Annotated in this window: 14 protein-coding genes; 8 read left to right on the top strand and 6 right to left on the bottom strand. The window is 64.8% G+C overall.

Going from position 1 to position 17863, the window contains the following annotated elements; genetic code table 11:
* Positions 1 to 59: 59 nt before the first annotated feature.
* Both J7357_RS20100 and J7357_RS20105 read right to left on the bottom strand, forming a co-directional pair.
* Positions 60 to 3161, bottom strand: coding sequence for a TonB-dependent receptor (locus tag J7357_RS20100; protein ID WP_209249231.1), 3102 nt, complete (start codon positions 3159 to 3161; stop codon positions 60 to 62).
* Between the two features lie 295 nt (positions 3162 to 3456).
* Positions 3457 to 6849 (bottom strand): GH92 family glycosyl hydrolase, encoded by a 3393-nt coding sequence (locus J7357_RS20105; protein WP_244667691.1) that lies wholly within the window; start codon positions 6847 to 6849, stop codon positions 3457 to 3459.
* A gap of 496 nt (positions 6850 to 7345) precedes the next feature.
* On the opposite strand from J7357_RS20105, the gene J7357_RS20110 reads away from it, so the two are divergent.
* Both J7357_RS20110 and J7357_RS20115 read left to right on the top strand, forming a co-directional pair.
* Positions 7346 to 7753 carry a hypothetical protein gene (locus J7357_RS20110; protein WP_209249233.1) on the top strand — a complete coding sequence of 136 codons (408 nt, stop codon included), beginning with the start codon at positions 7346 to 7348 and terminating at the stop codon, positions 7751 to 7753.
* 372 nt (positions 7754 to 8125) lie between these two features.
* A complete protein-coding gene (locus J7357_RS20115) occupies positions 8126 to 8542 on the top strand; it encodes a hypothetical protein (RefSeq protein WP_209249235.1) in 417 nt (138 codons plus the stop codon).
* A gap of 85 nt (positions 8543 to 8627) precedes the next feature.
* Here J7357_RS20115 and J7357_RS20120 read toward each other — a convergent pair whose 3' ends face one another.
* Positions 8628 to 9632 carry an NADP-dependent oxidoreductase gene (locus J7357_RS20120; protein ID WP_244667692.1) on the bottom strand — a complete coding sequence of 335 codons (1005 nt, stop codon included), beginning with the start codon at positions 9630 to 9632 and terminating at the stop codon, positions 8628 to 8630.
* Here J7357_RS20120 and J7357_RS20125 point away from each other — a divergent pair.
* Positions 9631 to 10311 (top strand): TetR/AcrR family transcriptional regulator, encoded by a 681-nt coding sequence (locus J7357_RS20125; RefSeq protein ID WP_244667693.1) that lies wholly within the window; start codon positions 9631 to 9633, stop codon positions 10309 to 10311. The two genes, J7357_RS20120 and J7357_RS20125, sit on opposite strands and share 2 nt — an antisense overlap.
* Positions 10312 to 10324: 13 nt before the next feature.
* Here the strand turns inward: J7357_RS20125 and J7357_RS20130 are convergent, their stop codons facing one another.
* The gene (locus J7357_RS20130) at positions 10325 to 11275 is read right to left on the bottom strand and encodes an AraC family transcriptional regulator (RefSeq protein ID WP_209249238.1); all 951 of its coding nucleotides are present in this window, start codon (positions 11273 to 11275) and stop codon (positions 10325 to 10327) included.
* Positions 11276 to 11372: 97 nt separating this feature from the next.
* Here J7357_RS20130 and J7357_RS20135 point away from each other — a divergent pair, with 97 nt between their 5' ends.
* The 3 genes from J7357_RS20135 (at position 11373) to J7357_RS20145 (ending at position 13535) form a co-directional block, all read left to right on the top strand.
* Complete coding sequence (locus J7357_RS20135) at positions 11373 to 12122, top strand: SDR family oxidoreductase (protein WP_209249240.1); 750 nt, start codon at positions 11373 to 11375, stop codon at positions 12120 to 12122.
* A gap of 232 nt (positions 12123 to 12354) precedes the next feature.
* Positions 12355 to 12858 (top strand): sigma-70 family RNA polymerase sigma factor, encoded by a 504-nt coding sequence (locus J7357_RS20140; RefSeq protein ID WP_026143219.1) that lies wholly within the window; start codon positions 12355 to 12357, stop codon positions 12856 to 12858.
* Between the two features lie 20 nt (positions 12859 to 12878).
* Positions 12879 to 13535: a serine/threonine protein kinase gene (locus J7357_RS20145; RefSeq protein WP_209249242.1), complete on the top strand. Its 657-nt coding sequence runs from the start codon at positions 12879 to 12881 to the stop codon at positions 13533 to 13535.
* 146 nt (positions 13536 to 13681) lie between these two features.
* Here the strand turns inward: J7357_RS20145 and J7357_RS20150 are convergent, their stop codons facing one another.
* Entirely contained in the window at positions 13682 to 14170 is a 489-nt protein-coding gene (locus J7357_RS20150; protein ID WP_209249244.1) for a hypothetical protein, read from the bottom strand.
* Between the two features lie 1090 nt (positions 14171 to 15260).
* The gene (locus J7357_RS20155; RefSeq protein ID WP_209249246.1) at positions 15261 to 15704 is read right to left on the bottom strand and encodes a SymE family type I addiction module toxin; all 444 of its coding nucleotides are present in this window, start codon (positions 15702 to 15704) and stop codon (positions 15261 to 15263) included.
* A gap of 577 nt (positions 15705 to 16281) precedes the next feature.
* On the opposite strand from J7357_RS20155, the gene J7357_RS20160 reads away from it, so the two are divergent.
* Positions 16282 to 16737, top strand: coding sequence for a hypothetical protein (locus tag J7357_RS20160; RefSeq protein WP_209249248.1), 456 nt, complete (start codon positions 16282 to 16284; stop codon positions 16735 to 16737).
* Entirely contained in the window at positions 16734 to 17393 is a 660-nt protein-coding gene (locus tag J7357_RS20165; RefSeq protein ID WP_209249250.1) for a hypothetical protein, read from the top strand. The genes J7357_RS20160 and J7357_RS20165 overlap by 4 nt, the downstream gene beginning before the upstream one ends.
* Positions 17394 to 17863 lie beyond the last annotated feature (470 nt).

The following is a 17863-nucleotide window of genomic DNA, read 5'->3' on the forward strand; positions in this document are numbered from 1 at the left end:
CGGGCCGTCGCGCCCATGCCGTCCGCCGCGCGGCAGGCATGGGCACGACACGCGGTAGCTTAGAACTTGTAGGTCAGCCCCAGGTACGCCAGCCGCCCGGCGTAGCCGCCGGTGTAGAAGCGCGCCCGGGTGTCGTCGCCCAGGTGCTGGCGCGACTCCTGCTTGGTCAGGTTGAGCACCGACGCGGTGAGGCTGAGCGCCGGAGTGATGTTGTACGCCGCGTTGAGATCGATCTGGTAGTACGGCTCCTCGTACACGTTCAAGCCGTTGACCAGGCCCTGCACCAGCTCGCCGCGACGGTTGTACGAGGCGCGCAGCAGCAGCCGGTCGGTCTCGTAGAACACGGTGAGGTTGGTCTGGTTCTTGGCGCTGCCCGGCATCGAGGTCTTGCCGACCTCGGTGCCGTCCTCCAGCCGCACCGCGGCCTTGCTGGCATCGTTGTAGGTGTAGTTGAACTGCACGCCGAGGCCGGACGGCAGCGTGTGCTGCGCGTACAGTTCCACGCCCTGCGAGACCGCATCCTGCCCGCCGGCCTTGGTGCTGTAGTTCTGCACCGTGACCGTCTGGCCGTTGATCAGCATGTTGACGTCGCTGATCACGTCGACCGAGAAGTTCTCCACGTTCTTGCGGAACAGCCCCACGCCCGCCACCGAGCCCGGCTGGAAGTACCACTCCAGGCCCAGGTCGAACTGGTTGGCCTTGTACGGCTCCAGCTTCTTGTTGCTGCCCGAACCGTACCAGCCCTGCTCGCTGGCGCCGCCGGTCAGGCGCCGGTCGGCCACGTATTCCGGGCTGTAGTACTCCAGGCTGCCGGGCGCGGCGATGGCGTTGTAGCTGGGCCGCGCGATCACCTTCGACGCCGCCGCGCGCAGCAGCAGGTTCTCGGTCAGGTCGTAGGCCAGGTTGAAGCTCGGCAGCACGTCGGTGTACTTGCGGTCCAGCGCACTGACCACGAACGACTCCGTGCGCTGTTCGGTGTCGGACAGCCGCCAATAGCCCTCGGTGCCGCAGTAGGTATCGGCCGGCGCGCCGGCGGGCATGGCCGCACCCTGCTGGCAGGCCAGCGGATTGCCGTCGGCGCCGTCGAAGAAATAATCGTTGTAGGCAGTCACCTTGTCGGTGGAATCGGCATGCTGACCGGTGCGCGCCACCCGCACACCGACGTTGCCGCGCAGGCGCTCGGTGTGGAAGTTGAGCTGCAGGTAGGTCGAATAGATCTTCTCGTCGACGTTGTAGACGAAGTTGTCTTCGTTGCGGGTCTGCATCGCGCCGTAGGTCTGGTTCAAATAGCCGATGTAGCCGGGGAAGTTGATCGCCGGGAACGCGCTGGACTTCACCCCGCCGGCCAGGTTGTCCAGCGGGAACAGCAGGTCCGGCGAGAACTGCGTGGCCAGCGCGTTGCAGCGCCCGTTCCAGTAGCGGTTGTTGTAGTCGCTCGGGTCGGTGCCCGGGCACACCCAGTAGTTGTTGCCGGTGTTGCGGTGGATACCGCCGTCGCGGCGCTTGAGGCCGAACTGCAGCGAGTCGAAGAACGCGCCGTCCATGTGCCAGGTGGTATCGATCTGCGCGTACTGCTGCTGGTTGGTGTTGCGGGTCCAGGACGAACCGGTCGAGCCCAGGTCGACCTGCAGGATGCCGTCGCGCAGGTTCTGCATCAGCTCCGGGGAGAAGGTCATGGTCGGCGTGCCGGTCAGGTCCCAGGCGCTGGCGAAGTTGCCATTGGTCCAACTGCCGTCGGCGTTCTGGCGGCGCGGCTTGATCGGCAGCGAGAACTGCAGTTCCGGCCCGCCCTTGGCCCAGGTGCGGCCGGCCTTGAACGACACGTCCACCTTCTCGCCACGCCATTCGCCGCCCAGGTCCACTGTCTGCGACAGCGACTTCTCGATGTTGTAGCTGCCGGTGATCTGCGGCGTCGGCACCGTGCAGTCGTCCGAGCCCCAGCCGCCCGGCGGCAGGCCGGCGGCGGCGGCCTGCGCCTCGCTGCAGTAGTAGGCCTTGCCCGGATGCAGACTATAGTTGGCGCCGGTGACGATGGTGCCGCTGGGATCGAACTGCAGCCCGTCGAGCAGGCGGCCGCCGCGCCAGTTGCCGTCGCCGTAGTAGCGGGCGATGTTCCACTCGGGGATCTTGACCGTATTGGTCTGCGAGTTCTGCGACAGGTCGAAGCGGAAGTAGTTCGCGGTCAGGGTCAAGTCGTCGGTCGGCTTGAACTGGAAGGTCAGCTGGCCGCCCTTGCGTTCGCGCTCCTCCTGCTTGACGTCCAGACTGACGGCCGTGGGCATCATGAAGCGGGTGTAGTACTTGCCGTTCTGGTCCCAGAAGCCGGTGCCGCCCCACCAGTTGGCGTTGAAGTCCGACGGATTGCCGTTGACGTCGACCGCCGGGCCGCCTTCGTCGCGGCCGTACCACTGCCAGCTCTCGGTGCTGGCGTTGAGCGTGCGCGCGGTGCGCTTCTGCTGCGTATAGCCGACGAACACGCCAAAACGGTTGTCCTGGTCGTGCCACGAGTACGAGCCGGAGAACTGGCCATCGGTCTTCTTGCTGCTGTCCGACCACACGCCCTCGGCAGAGAGGAAGCCGGAATTTGGCTCCAGCTCCAGCGGGCGCCGCGTCTGCAGGATCACCGTGCCGCCGATGCCGCCTTCGTCGATGCGCGCTTCCGGTGTCTTGTACAGCTCGGCGCTGCCGAGCAGGTTCGACGGCAGCAGCGTGTAGTTGAACGAGCGCGTCGGGTCGCCGTTGGACTCGGCGGTGGCGATGTAGTTGCCGTTCAATTCGGTCAGCACCAGCTCCGAGGACAGGCCGCGCACGCTGACGTTCTTGCCTTCGCCGCCGTCGCGGGTGATGACCACGCCGGGCACGCGCTGCAGCGCATCGGCCACGTTCTTGTCGGGGAACTTGCCCACGTCCTCGGCGGTGATCACATCGACCACGGCATTGGCGTTGCGCTTCTGCTCCAGGCTCTTCTCGATCGCGTAGCGGTAGCCGGTGACCGTCACCGCGTCCAGGTCGGTGGCCTTGACCTCCGCCTGACCCGTGGGGACCGGCGTGCCGTCGGCCTGCTGGGCGAAGGCGGTGGTGGACGCGGCACTGGCGAACAAGGCGATGGCGATGCCGGCAGACAGCGTGCTGCGATTGCGTGCGAATGGCATGCAGTTCATTTCAATCATCCTCTCCCAAAGATTGATCGGCTGCGGCGGGTTTCTATCGATCCAAAGATCGGGCAAGAACTCCGCGCGATGTGACACGAAAATATCCGGCGCCATTGCGGCGAGCCGGCCTTGCGATGCTTCCCCCTCTGTCCTGCAGAAACTGAATTGGATCGTTCTAATGCAGTGGAAAAACTAAGTACCACAGCCTTCCTTGCAACGCATGCTGCCGCGCAACAGGTCTAGTGCATGGAGTGTCGCCCACCGCATGCACGCTGCAGCACGCACACGCCACGTTGCCGCCCTCTCACGGCACGGCCTTCCGTGTCACCGGCTGCAGCAGTTCGATCTCGGCCAGCGCAACGCCTTCGCCCGCGTCCAGGCGCAGCCGGTACGCGCTGTACGCGCCCGGCGTGGCGATGCGGAACGGCCGCAACTGTCGCGCCCAGGCGAATGTCTGCGCACGCCGCTGGTCCAGCGTGGTCCACGCGCCATCGCCGTTGCGCCCTTCCAGCGTCCACGCCAGGCCAGATAAGGCGGCATCGCCGCTGGTCAGCGTGTAGTACGTGGCAGGCATCGGCGTGTCGAAGCGCAGGTCGACACTGCGCCCGGCCGGCAGCGACAGCGCCGTGGTCGCATCGTCGTCGATCAAGACCGTGGCCTTGGGTTGTCCTTCCAACGACACCGCCACGGCCTGCGACGCCACATCCTCCAGCCCGCGCGGCGCACTGCCCGGCGGCGTCAGCGACGGCGGCAGCGCATCGTCACCAGCGCCCCAACGCGAGGGCGTCGCGCCCATCACGAACTCCAGCGTGGCGCCGTCGGCGATGTCCTGGTGGCGCAGCCAGGCGGTGTTCCACGGCTTGCCGTTGAGCGTGAGCGACTGCACGTAGACATTGCGTGCACTGTTGTTGCGCGCGATGACCACCAGCTTGCGGCCGTTGCCGAGATCGACCTCGGCGCGCGGGAACGCCGGCGAGCCGATCACGTATTCCGGCGCGCCCATCCGCAGCGGATACAGCCCGAGCATGGCGAACAGGTACCACGCCGACATCTCGCCGTTGTCCTCGTCGCCCGGATAGCCCTGGCCGATCTCGCTGCCCAGGTACAGACGGCGCAACACTTCGCGGGTGAGGCGCTGGGTTTTCCACGGCTGCCCCGCCGCCACGTACATCCACGGCAGATGGTGCGAGGGTTGGTTGCTGTGCGCGTACATGCCCATGCGCACGTCGCGCGCCTCGGTCATCTCGTGGATGACGCCGCGGTAGCTGCCGGCAAAACGCTTGTCTGCGGTCTCCGGCGTGGCGAACAGTTCGTCCAGGCGCGCCGCCATGGCGTCCTCGCCGCCGAGCAGCCCGGCCAGGCCCGCCGCGTCGTGCGGCGTGGTGAAGGCGAAGGTCCACGCATTGGCCTCGGTGTAGTCGCCGCCCCACACGCGCGGATCGAACTTCGACGCAGGCGTGCTCCACTGGCCGGCCGGCGTGCGCCCACGGAAGAAGCGGGTTGCCGGATCGAACAGATACACGTAGTCGGTGGCGCGCGCCCGGAAGTATTCGGCCTCCTCGCGGTAGCGCTGCGCCTGCTGCTCATCCTGTTCCTGATCCGCCAGCGCCTGCGCCATCTGCGCCACGCCGAAATCGTTGAGCGCGCCCTCCAGCGTCCACGACAACCCCTCGTGCACATCGTTGGCGGCGTAGCCACGGTACATCGAGTGGGCCAGGCCCTTGCGGCCGACATTCGACACCGGCGGCACCACCGTGGCATTGCGCAGCGCCGCCGCATAGGCCTCGTGTGGATCGAACCCGCGCACGCCCTTCAGCCAGGCATCGGCGAACGCCACATCGGAACTGGTGCCGACCATCAGGTCCGCATAGCCCGGCGAGGACCAGCGCGCCACCCAGCCACCATCGCGGTACTGCTGCAGGAAGCCATCGATCATCGCCCCGGCCTGCTCCGGCGCGAATAGCGCATACGCCGGCCAACTGGTGCGGAACGTGTCCCAGAAACCGTTGTTGACGTAGACCTTGCCCGGCAGGATCGGCGCGGACGTGCGTTCGGCATCGCCGCCCATGTTGTCCTTGGACCAATTGTTCTGGTCGGCATGCCGCCAATCCGGATGCGCCGCGTCGCCGACGTTCTCGTGGGCGATGTTCGGATACAGGAACAGCCGGTACAGATTGGAATACACCGTGACTCGCTGGTCGTGGCTGGCGCCTTGCACCTGCACCCGGCCCAGCACCGCGTCCCATGCGTCCTGCGCACGCGCCTGCACCAGCTCGAACCCGGCGTCGCCGATCTCCTGCTGCAGATTGCGCTGCGCCTGCTCCACCGAGATCAGCGAGGTGGCGATGCGCATCACCACCGTGCGGTCCGCGCCCGGCGCGAACTTCACGTAGCCGGTCGGGCGCCCGGTGGCGATCTTGCCGCTGGCGGTCCACGGGCGATCGAAGCGCGCATACACGAACAGCCGCGTGGCGCCATTGGACAGCCCGCTGCGCGTATCCGAGTAGCCGCGCAACGTCTGCGTCGCCGCATCCAGGGTCAGCCCGCCGCGTGCATCGACGTTGTCGAACAGCAGATTGGCATCGCCGCCCTCGGGAAAGCGGAAGCGGAAGATCGCCGCGCGCTCGCTCGGCGTCAGTTCGGCGCGGATGCCGTTGTCGAAGTCCACCCGGTACAGATGCGGGCGCGCCTCCTCGTGGTCGTGGCTGAAGGACAACGCGCGCTTGGCGCGATCCGCCTCCGGCACCCCGCGCGCGGACGACGGCATCACCTGGAAGGTCTGGCGATCGCCCATCCACGGACTGGGCTCGTGGCTGATCGACAGCGCCTGCAACCGCGGCCGGTTGTCCTCGCCGTTCTGCTCGTTCCAGCGGTACAGCCAGCTCAGCGTCCCCGCATCGGTCGCCGGCACCCAGAAATTGAAGCCATGCGGCATCGCCGTGGCCGGGATGTTGTTGCCGCGTGAGAACGTACCGTTGGACTGCGTGCCGCGCGTGGTCACCACCTCGTCGCTGGGCCGCCGCGCCGCCTGCAGCGCCGCTTCACGGCGCACCACGACATCATCGATCCAGCCCGATGCGACCTTGCCGGCGCCAGGCTGCACCTGCAACTCGATGGCAAGGATGCGCTTGCCGCGCAAGGCCGCCACATCACCCAGCCGCACCTGCTTGAGCGCCCACTGCTGCGGATACAGCGTCTTCGACGCCGCCTGCCCCGCCGCACCGACCAGCGCACCGTGCTGATCCTCCACGCCCAACTCGGACAAGCGGCGCCCGTCGTCGAACAGCAGATCCACCGCCACACCGGTCGACGCCACCGCATCGCCGTCGACGATCTCCGGCAGCACCATCCACGACAGCACCGTGTCCGGCTCCACCGGCAGATCGACCGCGAACAACTGCACGTGCCCGCCGGCATTGGCGCGATAGTGCAGTGCATGCAGACCGGTATAGCCCACGCCAGCCTTGGCCGCGTAGGGCTGCTCTGGCCCAGTGCCGACCGCGACTTGGACGCCTGTGTTGTGGGGTTGCGTGGCCGATGCAGGCGCGGGTTCGCCCCGCTCGAACGAAGACGCGAAGCCGGTATCGGCCGCGCATGCCACACCGGTACTCGCGCACAACAGCGCCGACGCAGCGACGGACGCCCACCACCGGCGCGAAGACTCAGGCGGATGCGCGAAGCGCAGACGGATTGGCATGGCAGGCTCCCCAACTCTCTCGATCGGTTGTGCCGCGACGCGTGGCGTCACGCACTTCCGGTGGCAACGGCGTGCAGCGAAGGCACGCAACGTGGACCGGATCGCCCCGAGGGATCGCCGCTCAAGTCGGCATCCAGCACTGCTTCACGACCGCAGATGCATGCGGACTGGAGAGCAGGCGTCGGCAAACTCGTCGCACGCGATCCCTACCCGCCGTTTTCCCCAAGGATGCGCTGCATCAACGGCTTTGGATCGATCCAACCGAGCTAGAAGTAACACGCCTTTTGATGAGTTGCATGCTGCTGCGCAACAGTTCGTCTGCAGATGGACACGCGATCTAGCGTCACTGCGCTACGTTGAATACGAAGAGAGATGACGCTGAACCGTCCCGCGATGAGGAGCGGCTAGAGGCAATGGAGCGGCCTGCTTGCCGATGTATCAACGGCTAAACTGTCAAAGCGTTAGATCGCTCCACACACTATCAGGGGGTTTTTAAGTGAAGACAGTCGCACTGGTACTTTTTACCGGACTGCTGGCAACGTCGAGCGCATTCGCCGGGACACGCTGCACAACCGACGCGTTCGGCGTGAAGACATGCACCGGCGACGACGGAAGCACGACGCGCACCACGACAGACGCCTACGGTACGACCACGACCCGTGACAACCAGGGCAACCAGACGCGCTGCACTACCGACGCTTACGGCACCCAGGCGTGCCAGGGCAGCGACGGAAGCTTGACGCGCACCACGACAGACGCCTACGGCACGACCACGACCCTCGACACCCAGGGCAACCAGACGCGCTGCACAAACGATTCTTTCGGCGTCAAGACGTGCAACGATGGCAAGGGCAACATGACGCGCTGCACGACCGATGCCTATCGCGTCGAGACTTGCCGGTAAGCGGCCTGACGCTGCATTCAAGCCGACGCCGCGTTGCGGCGCGGCTTGACCTTCCGCGCAACGGCCAGTCGCGCTGAGCATCTTCTTTTATCGAGGCTCCGCGGCGGGGTACGTTGATGATCAGACGCTTGCGGACGCTGGGATCAGGAAACCATGGGGCAACGTACATCTCCTGCTCCATCTGTCTTGGACGTTGTCCTATGGAAATTGATGCGGTAAGTGCAATCTGACCCCAATTTTTCCTGGCCCGATTTTCCTGGCAGTCACCCGGCAAGAAGCGAATGAAAGGCGATTGCGCGCGCGACCTGCTTGACTGTTTATCAATGGCTACAATCGTCGGCGTCAGATCGCTCCACACACAGGGGGTTTCAAATGAGAATCGCCACACTCGCAATGTTGGCTGGACTGCTGGCAACATCGAGCGCACTTGCCGACACAACACGCTGCTCGACGGACTCGTACGGCAACACAACGTGCCGCGGCGACGACGGAAGCGTGACGCGCACCAGCAAAGACTCCTACGGCAATACCACAACCCGTGACGACCAGGGCAACGTGATTCGCTGCTCTTCGGATTCGTACGGCAACAAAACCTGTCGTGGCGACGACGGAAGCGTGACGCGCAGCAGCACGGACTCCTACGGCAATACCACGACCCGCGACGACCGGGGCAACACGATTCGCTGCTCTTCGGACTCGTACGGCAACAAAACCTGCCGCGGCGACGACGGAAGCGTGACACGCAGCAGCACAGACTCCTACGGCAATACCACGACCCGTAGCGACTAGGGCAACGTGATTCGCGGCTCGGCGATCGACGCATCGCCGAGTCGCTGAGCCATTCGATGCGGGTGGCAACGCCGCGATCCAGGCCTCACTCAACCGTCATCACGATCTTGCCTTGGACGTGCCCACGCTCCGCACGTTCGTGCGCCTGCCGCGCCTGCGACAGCACGAAGGTGCTGTCGATCGCCACGCGTACCGTACCGGCGTCCAGCAGTGCCGCGAGTTCGCCGAGTTGCGCGCCGCTGGAGCGCACCTGGGTGGTGGACACCGTCACGCCCAGCGCCGCCGCCGCATCGTGCCCATCGAAGCCGAGCGGAAAGATCGGGAACAGTGCGCCGCCGCGCTTGAGCGTGCGCAGGAACTTGCCGGCCCCGGCGCCGCCGACGGCGTCCACCACCAGGTCCACGTCGTGCAGCACATCCTCCGGCGCCGTCTTGGTGTAGTCGACGAAGGTCTCGGCGCCCAACCCGCGCACGAACGCCTCGTGCTTGCCGGAGGCGACCGCGATCACGCGCGCGCCTTGCCACCTGGCCAGTTGCAGTGCGAAGTGGCCGACGCCGCCAGCCGCCCCGTTGATCACCACGGTCTTGCCCTGCAACGGCACCGGCACATGCGGCATGGGCTGCAGCGGATTGGCCACGTCGTGGCCCTGCGCAATCAGGAATTGCCACGCCGTCAGCAACGACATCGGCGCGCCCGCCGCGTGTACGTGGTCGATCCCGACCGGCTTGCGCGCGACCTCGCTGGCGGGCACGGCGACGTACTGCGCATACGCCTGACTGCCGCCAGCCAGTCCGCTCGGAAAGCGCACCATCGCGTACACGGCATCACCTGGCGACAGCCCTTCCACGTCCTCCGCGACCGCTTCGACCACACCCGACACGTCCGTGCCCAGGATCAGCGGGAACGCCACCGGCGGGCGCCATTCCGGCGGCAGGCGGCTGTAGCCCTCGCGCAGATAGAGATCTGGCGGGTTCAGCCCGATGGCGTGAACCCGGATGAGCACTTCGCCGGGCCGCACAACGGGCACGGGCGCGTCCTCGTACTGCAGCACGTCGGGACCGCCGAACGCCCGCTGGCGGACCGCTTTCATGGTGAGCGGCGTTTCTTTGGAACTGTGCATGACGTATCCTGATCGGAACAGTGCTCCGAATATACGGAGCACTGCTCCACTTGTAAAGGACAACATGCGCGCCGACGCCCAGAAAAATTACCAACGCCTGCTGGACGTGGCCCGCGAGGCCCTGGCCGAAGCGGGTGCGGACACCTCGCTTCGCGACATCGCCCGCCGCGCCGAGGTCGGCCTGGGCACCTTGTACCGCCACTTCCCCACCCGCGAGGCCCTGCTCGAAGCCTTGCTGCGCAACGACTTCGAGGACCTGGCGACCAAGGCCGACGCCCTGCGCACAGCCGCGGCCTCGGACCAGGCATTACTGGCCTGGCTGGAGGAGATCATCGCCTTCACCCATCGCCAGCGCGGCATCCTTGCCCCGATGATGTCCGCCATCGAAGACGACGCCTCCGCGCTGCACGCCTCGTGCGTGCGGCTGCGCTCCGCGGGCGCGGCCTTGCTGGCGCGTGCGCAGGCCGATGGCAAGGCCCGCGCCGACATGGACGGCGACGAACTGTTCGACCTGATCGCGGCACTGGCCTGGCTGCGGGAACAGCCGTCGCATGCCAAGCGCGCCGAGCGCCTGTTCGAACTCGTGACTGGCGCGATCCTTGCGCAACCCGCACCGCCTCCCACGAAGCCGCCGGCCCGGAAGCGGTAGGCCCGCCGGGTGCCTACTGCACGCCCTCGACCTCTTCGGAGAACGACGGTTCGCCGCGCGCCGCGCCGCGTCCGCTTGCACGCGCGTACTGCGTCGGCGGCTGTCCGACATGGCGGGCGAACGCGACGCTGAAGGTGCTCGCGGAGCTGTAGCCGACGCGCTCGGCGATCGCGGCGATGCCGAACTCGTTGCGGCGCAGCAGGTCCTTGGCCAAGGCCATGCGCCAGGCGAGCAGGTATTCCATCGGCGCCATGCCCACCGTGCGGCCGAAGCGCTCGAAGAACGCCGAGCGCGACAAGGCGGCCTCCTTCGCCAAGGCCGCCACCGTCCATGCGCGCGTGGGCTGCGCGTGCATCGCGCGGATCGCCGCGGCCAGGCGCGCATCGGCCAGCCCGCGCGCCAGGCCCGGCGACGCCGCCGTGCCCGCTGCCGAGCGCAGCGCTTCGATGAGCAGCACTTCCAGCAAATGCGAGAGCACCACCTCGCGTGCCGGCCGCGCCTCGCGCGACTCCTCGCTCACCAGGTGCACCAGCGTGGCGAGCCGGTGCTCGCCGTGCACATAGACCATCTGCGGCAGCAGCGACACCAGCAGCGCCGCATCCGGCGAGCCGAAACTGCAGTGGCCGGCCAGGATGCGCAGGTCCGTCGGGCCGTCCTGCGCGCCGATCCGGAACACGCCGTTCCCCAATGCGGCCGGCATGGTCTCGGCCACGTCCGCGTGCGGCGCAAGGCTGGACATCGTGATGCGGTAAGCCGCGGGCACCAGGACGAAATCGCCTGCCTGCAGCAGGATCGGCGCGCCGCCATCGAGCGCCATGTGGCAGCCGCCCTCCAGCACCGCGCAGTAGAACGGCTGCCCGGCGTCGGAGCGCCGGATGCGCCAGGCACCGGCACCGACCACGTGCTTGGAGAACCGGGCCGCCGGCTGCAGCAGCATCACCACCTCGGCAAGGGGATCCACCATCGCTGGACGCTCGCAAACGAATCAGGGACTCCGGATCGTAGCGAGTACGGGCGCGGCAATCTACCGTGGGTTCTCGTCCACGCGCAAAGGAATTCCCTTGAAGACCGTCCTGATCACCGGCTGCTCCTCCGGCTTCGGCCTGGAAACCGCCCGCTACTTCCTCGCCCGCGACTGGCGGGTGCTCGCCACCATGCGCACCCCGCGCGAGGACCTGTTTCCGCCATCGGCACAGCTGCGCGTGCTGCCGCTGGACGTCACCGACGCGCAGAGCATCCGCGCCGCCGTCGCGGCGGCCGGCCCGATCGACGTGCTGGTCAACAACGCCGGCTTCGGCGCACCTGCCCCGTTCGAGTTGATGGACATGGACACCGTGCGCGCCCTGTTCGATACCAACACCTTCGGCACGATGGCGCTCACCCAAGCGGTGTTGCCGCAGATGCGGGCGCGCGGTGGCGGCGTCGTGGTCAACGTCACCTCCAGCGCCACCTACAAGCCGTTGCCGCTGGTCGGCATCTACCGTGCGGCCAAGGCGGCGGTGAATGCCTTCACCGAATCGCTGGCGAGCGAAGTCGAACCGTTCGGCGTGCGCGTGCGCCTCGTGCTGCCCGGATCCTCGGGCGAGACGCGTTTTCGCGACACCGCCCGCACCCGCCTGCGCGGCATGGACGACGCGGTCTATGGCGACTTCATGCGCCACACCATCGCGCGGATGGCCGAGTCCACCGGCCCAGGGACACACATGCACGATGTCGCCGAAGCCGTGTGGCGCGCGGCGACCGATCCGTCGACGCCGCTGTATCTGCCGGCCGGGGCGGATGCGGTGCAGTGGGCGGCGGAGGCGGGATGAGCCGACGGCCGCCTCAGGTGCGTTCGCATGGCGCGCCTGGCAGTTGTGCCACTGGAGTAAGCCCCCAGCGGCATCGCCGGCGTGCTGCAAGTGATCACCGATGGACCCGGGGCCGGCATCTCCTTGAAGATTCTTGCTGGCGCGGTGTGAGATTCCGTGCGCTGGCGCGAATCATGGTGTCGAGGGGCGCGAAGGTCGCGCCGGTGAACCAATGGATACCATCGCAACCGCCATGACCGCGAACGACGCCCGAGATGCCTTCAGCGCGCTGCTGCAGCGCCATTCAGGCATCGTGTTCAAGGTCGCTGGCAGCTATGCGCGCGGTGCCGAGGACCGCGCCGATCTGGCCCAGGAAATCGCGGCACAGCTCTGGCACGCCTGGCCGACGTACGACCCCGCGCGTAGCGTCAGCACCTGGATGTACCGGATCGCGCTGAACGTGGCGATCAGCCACCTGCGCAACCGCGAACTGCGGCAGCGCCACGACGCAATGCCGCTGGACGAAACCCTCCACGACGTGGCCGACGGCAACGCCGCGGACCCGGAGAACGAACAGCGGCTTCGCCTGCTGCAGGACGTCATCGCCCGCCAGCCGCCGCTGGACCGCGCCCTGTTGCTGCTCTACCTCGAAGACCGCCCGCAACGCGAGATCGCACAGATCCTCGGCATCACCGAAAGCAATGTCTCCACCAAGATCGGACGCCTGAAACAGCGCATCCGCGACGAATTTCGCTAAACCACGCCATGGAGACCACGATGGAACTCGACGACTTCAAATCGGCCTGGCAAACGCTGGACCGCCGGCTGCAACTGGACAACACGTTGAAGCTGCACGAATTGCGCGAGCGCAAACTGGACCGGACGCGCGGCAGCCTGCGCCCGCTGTACTGGGGCCAGGTGATGCAGATCCTGTTCGGCATTGCGTTCGTCCTGCTCGCGTCGCTGCTGTGGATGAGCCAGCCGGCGCATGCTTCGTCCATCGTCGCCGGCGTGTTGGTGCAGGCGTATGGCGTGCTGACGATCGTCGCGGCCGGTGTGGTACTGGGGCGACTCGGCAACATCGACTATGCGCAACCGGTCGTCGGCATCCAGAAGCAATTGCTGCGCGCACGCACGCTGTACATCCGCAGCGGCATGGTCGCCGGTCTACCGTGGTGGTTCCTGTGGATCGCGGTCTTGCAGACCTTGGCTGGCCTGGGCGATGTCGATCTGCTGGCCAAGGCCCCCGCGCTGGTGTGGAGCGGCTACGGCATCGGCGTCGCCGGCCTGTTAGGCACCTGGTGGTTCCACCGCTGGGCACGCCGCCCGCAACGCGCCGAGTTCGGCCGCAAGATGGACGACTCCTTGAGCGGCGGCTGCCTGCGCAAGGCGCTGGCGCAACTGGACGAATTGCAGCGCTTCGAGCGCGACTGAGCGCGCCTTCCCACGGCCGTCACCATCCACAAATGTCGCTTGGTTCAACCGGCGGCCTCCCCCTGCCGCCTGTGAGCAGCGCTACGCGCAACCAGGGTTATGAGTGTCGTGACACCCCGGTTTAATCAGCGCTGCTCGAATCGCTTCTACAACTGACCCGCTTCGAACGATCTTTCCCAGCCCACGGCACTCACCAAGCGAACGCGCTCCACCTCGAACGTGAACTTCACGCGGGAAACGCGCTTGCCTTGGCTGTCGATGAACTCGACCTCGACGTCCACCTCACGCTCTGAGCAGACATTCGGCGCCATGTCCATGTAGTCCCAACCGAGGAAACGGTACGAGTCGGCGTGCATGGTTCGCGCAAGCGCACGAGCGCCGTCGATGCCTGTGCCCAACGGACGACCCACGTCACCAGCACCGAGGTTAAAAGTGGCCATTGGGGCCACCAGGTCCGCGAGTCCACTACCGGAATTTTCTGCCTGCCTGAGGACGTCAACGGCGCGAAGGCTCAGGAACCGGCGCAACTCACCCGAGCTGGTGAATTCGTGCAGATCGCAGCGGCTGGCCCCTGCGAAGGCGGGGCCAGCGATCAAGAGCCAGCTGAGGCATAAGATCAATCGAAGGATGTTCATCTGCGCAGTATGGCCTACGGGTAGAAGCCTGGGGTCAGAGCAGATCTCACACCATATGGACTTGGGTCCTTGCTCATTCGGAACTGATGCGAATAAGTTCACTCTACGCCCTCTCCCCATTTTTCGTTGGCTATGCAGTCATCCCTTCGAGCGCCGCGGCAGCGAAAGCGACAGCGGCTGGCCGATGTCCGCGCCAACCCAGTCCACGTCGTAGTGCAGTTCCATCTCCCCGCGCGCAGGCAGCTTCCATCGCACCACGCGAACGCCATTGGCCCAGATGGAGAGGCTGCGCCTGTGCGATCGGCGCCCCATCTCACCATTCCGTTTGCGCGTTGGCGGCGGTGGAGTCATCGCGGATGCCAATGGTCAGCTCCAACCCCAGCGCCGCACACCAGGCCAAGAGTTGTTCGGCGCTCAACGCATGAGCATTCAACTACAGATAGGAAACCCGCGACTGGCTCAGGCAGAGACGGCCGGCCAGTGCAGCCTGCGTCAGCCCCTGGGCTTGCGTGCGGACTGCAGTGTCGCGCCTAGTTGCGTCGCGGTGACCAGAACGTGACGTGTCGGCATTGGGGTGTACCCGTCATCCAGCTAAACGAAAAATACCTGCAAAGCGAATAAAATTCGAATAGCTGATATTCGGGTAATTCGATTGATGTGCACGATCCTCCCGCGAAGACGCCGGGTGCCGAATGGTCTGCGCATGCCTCACGAAGGAGATGCGGTGCAGTGGACGGCGGGGGCGGGCTGAGTTGGCGAACGCGCCAAGCGCGCTAGCATGACGCGCCTGCCAATAGCGGAATTTGCTGGGAATCGATAGGCGATGTCCTCGGCCTACTGCATCGGCACCCGGGCGCCTCCACCTCCTTGGCACAATCACCGCACTTTCTGCGGTGATTGTGCCGGCCAATCGCCGCACGGCGTCCGCATTGCCCACCGGGACAGCCGATGCCCCACGTATGGGAGGCAACCTACATTAAAGAGGCTGACGTGTGGCGACGACGCGACGGGTACCGCGCCGTCTCCACCGTCAAACGCTTCCACACAAGCCCACCGTTTTCCCGGCAAAAGCCACCTCAAAACCAAGCGGCTACGGTGTCACCTCGCACCTGCGTCGCTTCTTCGCCGCATGCGGCGACACCGCCGGAACGGCCGTGATCAGCAGTGCGCCATTGGCCATGGTGATCCGTACCTTGCCACCCACTGCAAAGCCGATGCCTTCCAGCCACAGCCCGTACAAGCGCAGGCTCGGCACCTGCCGGCCGACCCGCATGCCATTGCGCTCCACGTCGTAGTATCGGTAGCCGATGGTGCATTGCTTGGGGCGGCGGGGGATGAGCCGCCTGGCGGCTGGGGCGTCGTCGGCCTCGGTGGGCGCAGGCGATGCCGAAGCAACATCGGGCCAAGGCTGGGGCGACTCATTGGACGCGACCAAAATAGGCGCAGCCGCTTCGGCCTTGGAATGGCGAAGCGGTGCCTTGCCACTACTGAGTGAGGATGGAGTGTTCGAACGAACGGAAGTCTGACGGGGCATGACGTTCTCCTTGTGGTGGAGTCCGCCATCCCCGAGACCAATCAAAGGTGGCGGACGGTGCGGGTTGGTCTACCGGCCACAAGGCAACCGGCGGGCCCGAAGGCCCCCGCGCACCGCCCGCCATAAAGCTGCAAGCCCTGCCCCGTCTCAAACCCGGGCAACAAAAAAGCGCCGGACATCGAAGATGGGCGCTGGTGCGCCTTGTAGATTTCGGGAGACCAATCCCGGCCGCGGAATTTGCCGTGGCTACTGGATAGTTACTCGGTCAAAAGAAGCTGTCAACCCTTAAAGCATGATGCCCGTAGACATCTGTAGCAGCATCCTGCCGGTGAGAATGTAAGCGAACCTGATCACCGATATCCGGGGTATGAGTACTTTGAGGAGGCGATGCTTCACAACTGGACTTAACTCACGTCTGAGGTATGAAAGCCCGGCGGCTTCACCTTCATAACGCAACGGGAAGCCCTCTCAGATAGGACGCCGACAACCGTCCGTCGCTAATTTTGTAAATTTAATGTTTTTTTTACAAAATTGCCATAGAAGCAGCTAGAGTTCGCTCACGCACGGGGGGCATAGCTTGAGCAAGAGACAAGGACCGTCTTCACGAGAAGACCTCGTTAGGGAAAACGAACGCCTGAAGGAGAGGCTGCGAGCTATGCAGACCTCTAGGTTGAGCAGCAATATCGCCGCAACCGTCAGGTACTTGATCAAGTACGGCTTCCTCTGTGGCGGGGCCGTTCTTTGCGTGAAGTATCTTGCTGGGCAAACAACGATCCTGAATGCTGCCGTTGATGTCTGTGGCAGCGTAGGAGACATAATTAAGGAACTTGCACCAGCATGGTGGATCCAGATAGCGACGTTGGCGGCCTGGCCCTTCTTCATTCGCTCTAACCGCCGACTCCGTATGGTAATCGCCGGCCACGTTCAGAAGGGCTCGAAGGTTACAAGAGACCATGAGACCGAACTCGATCCCGAAAGATCCAGCAGCAACTTAGGTCACGACGGAGAGACCCACGAAAGGGACAGACTATGATCACCCTAATTACTGCAGTGTTTGCAATCGCTCTGATCTCGGCGATCTGGCACGTTGTATTCAACGTCTATCCGCATTCTGCAATCGCTCTAGCACGCTACAACCTTTTCGAACTGCGAGATGAGTTGTTCGCATTGGGCGCTGAAGGAAAGCTAGACTTTAAGAGCCCTGGCTACAAGGCGTGCCGTCAGATGATCAATGGGTTCATTCGGTACGCGCATGATATGAGCCTGATGCAAATGTTGACCACTCAGCTGGTTGCGAAGGTCCGCAAGCAAAAAGTCAGTACAAAGGAATGGGATGCTGCATTTGACCGCCTTGATCCCGAGGCGCGAAAGCTTGTCGATGGTGTGATGCGGCAGGCGATGGTACATATGGTGCGTCTACTCATTACCAAATCAGTGATCCTCAGCAGCATTTTTGCATTAGCAATATGCAGTGAGTTCGTATTTAAATGGATTTGCAAGGCATGGAGCGTGGCGGCCTCTTCGTTGAGGAGAGGCGACGAGCAGAATATAGGAGTTAGAGCCAGCGATATTGTTATCCGCGAAATGATGGCAAATCCTGGTAGCGACAAGCTCAAAGCCGTGATGAAGACGGAGGCAAAACGTTATACATCCCCGGGCTTCGGAATGGCACTTTCTGCCGCTGCGTGATTTTTAGTCCGTAGCTTCACCCGCCCCCCGTAGTTTTGGGCCTTGTCTCGATCCAATGATGAGGAAGCCTTGACAGCGACGCGGATGTGCTAGCACATGTCCATCTCCGGGCAGCCAGAAGTGCATTTAAGCTCAAAGCGCTACAAAACCGGCGCTGGCACTACCCACTGACTCACAATGAGATCTTGCCTCAGTCCAGAGCTTGCTTGATGGAGCGCTTCGGACATGCCCTTGAATCGCCGCTCCGTCCAGCAACTCTGTTTGTCATAATCATCGTTGGGCAGTCACGGTAATTCCCCCCGCTTTTAGCAGACGCGCAAAGTGAGGACTAAGCGACAAGTGAATTCTGCATCTGCGTAAGGCGGGCGAGCGCCATGTTGGCGCTCATGGCTGTCGGTTCATAGCCAGCGGGCAGGCGCGGCCTTGCGCCTGCTCATCTTAAAGCAAACCTTGCCGGAGCGGGGTATCGC

Source organism: Xanthomonas sp. D-109, assembly GCF_017746095.1.
GTDB lineage: Bacteria > Pseudomonadota > Gammaproteobacteria > Xanthomonadales > Xanthomonadaceae > Xanthomonas_A > Xanthomonas_A sacchari.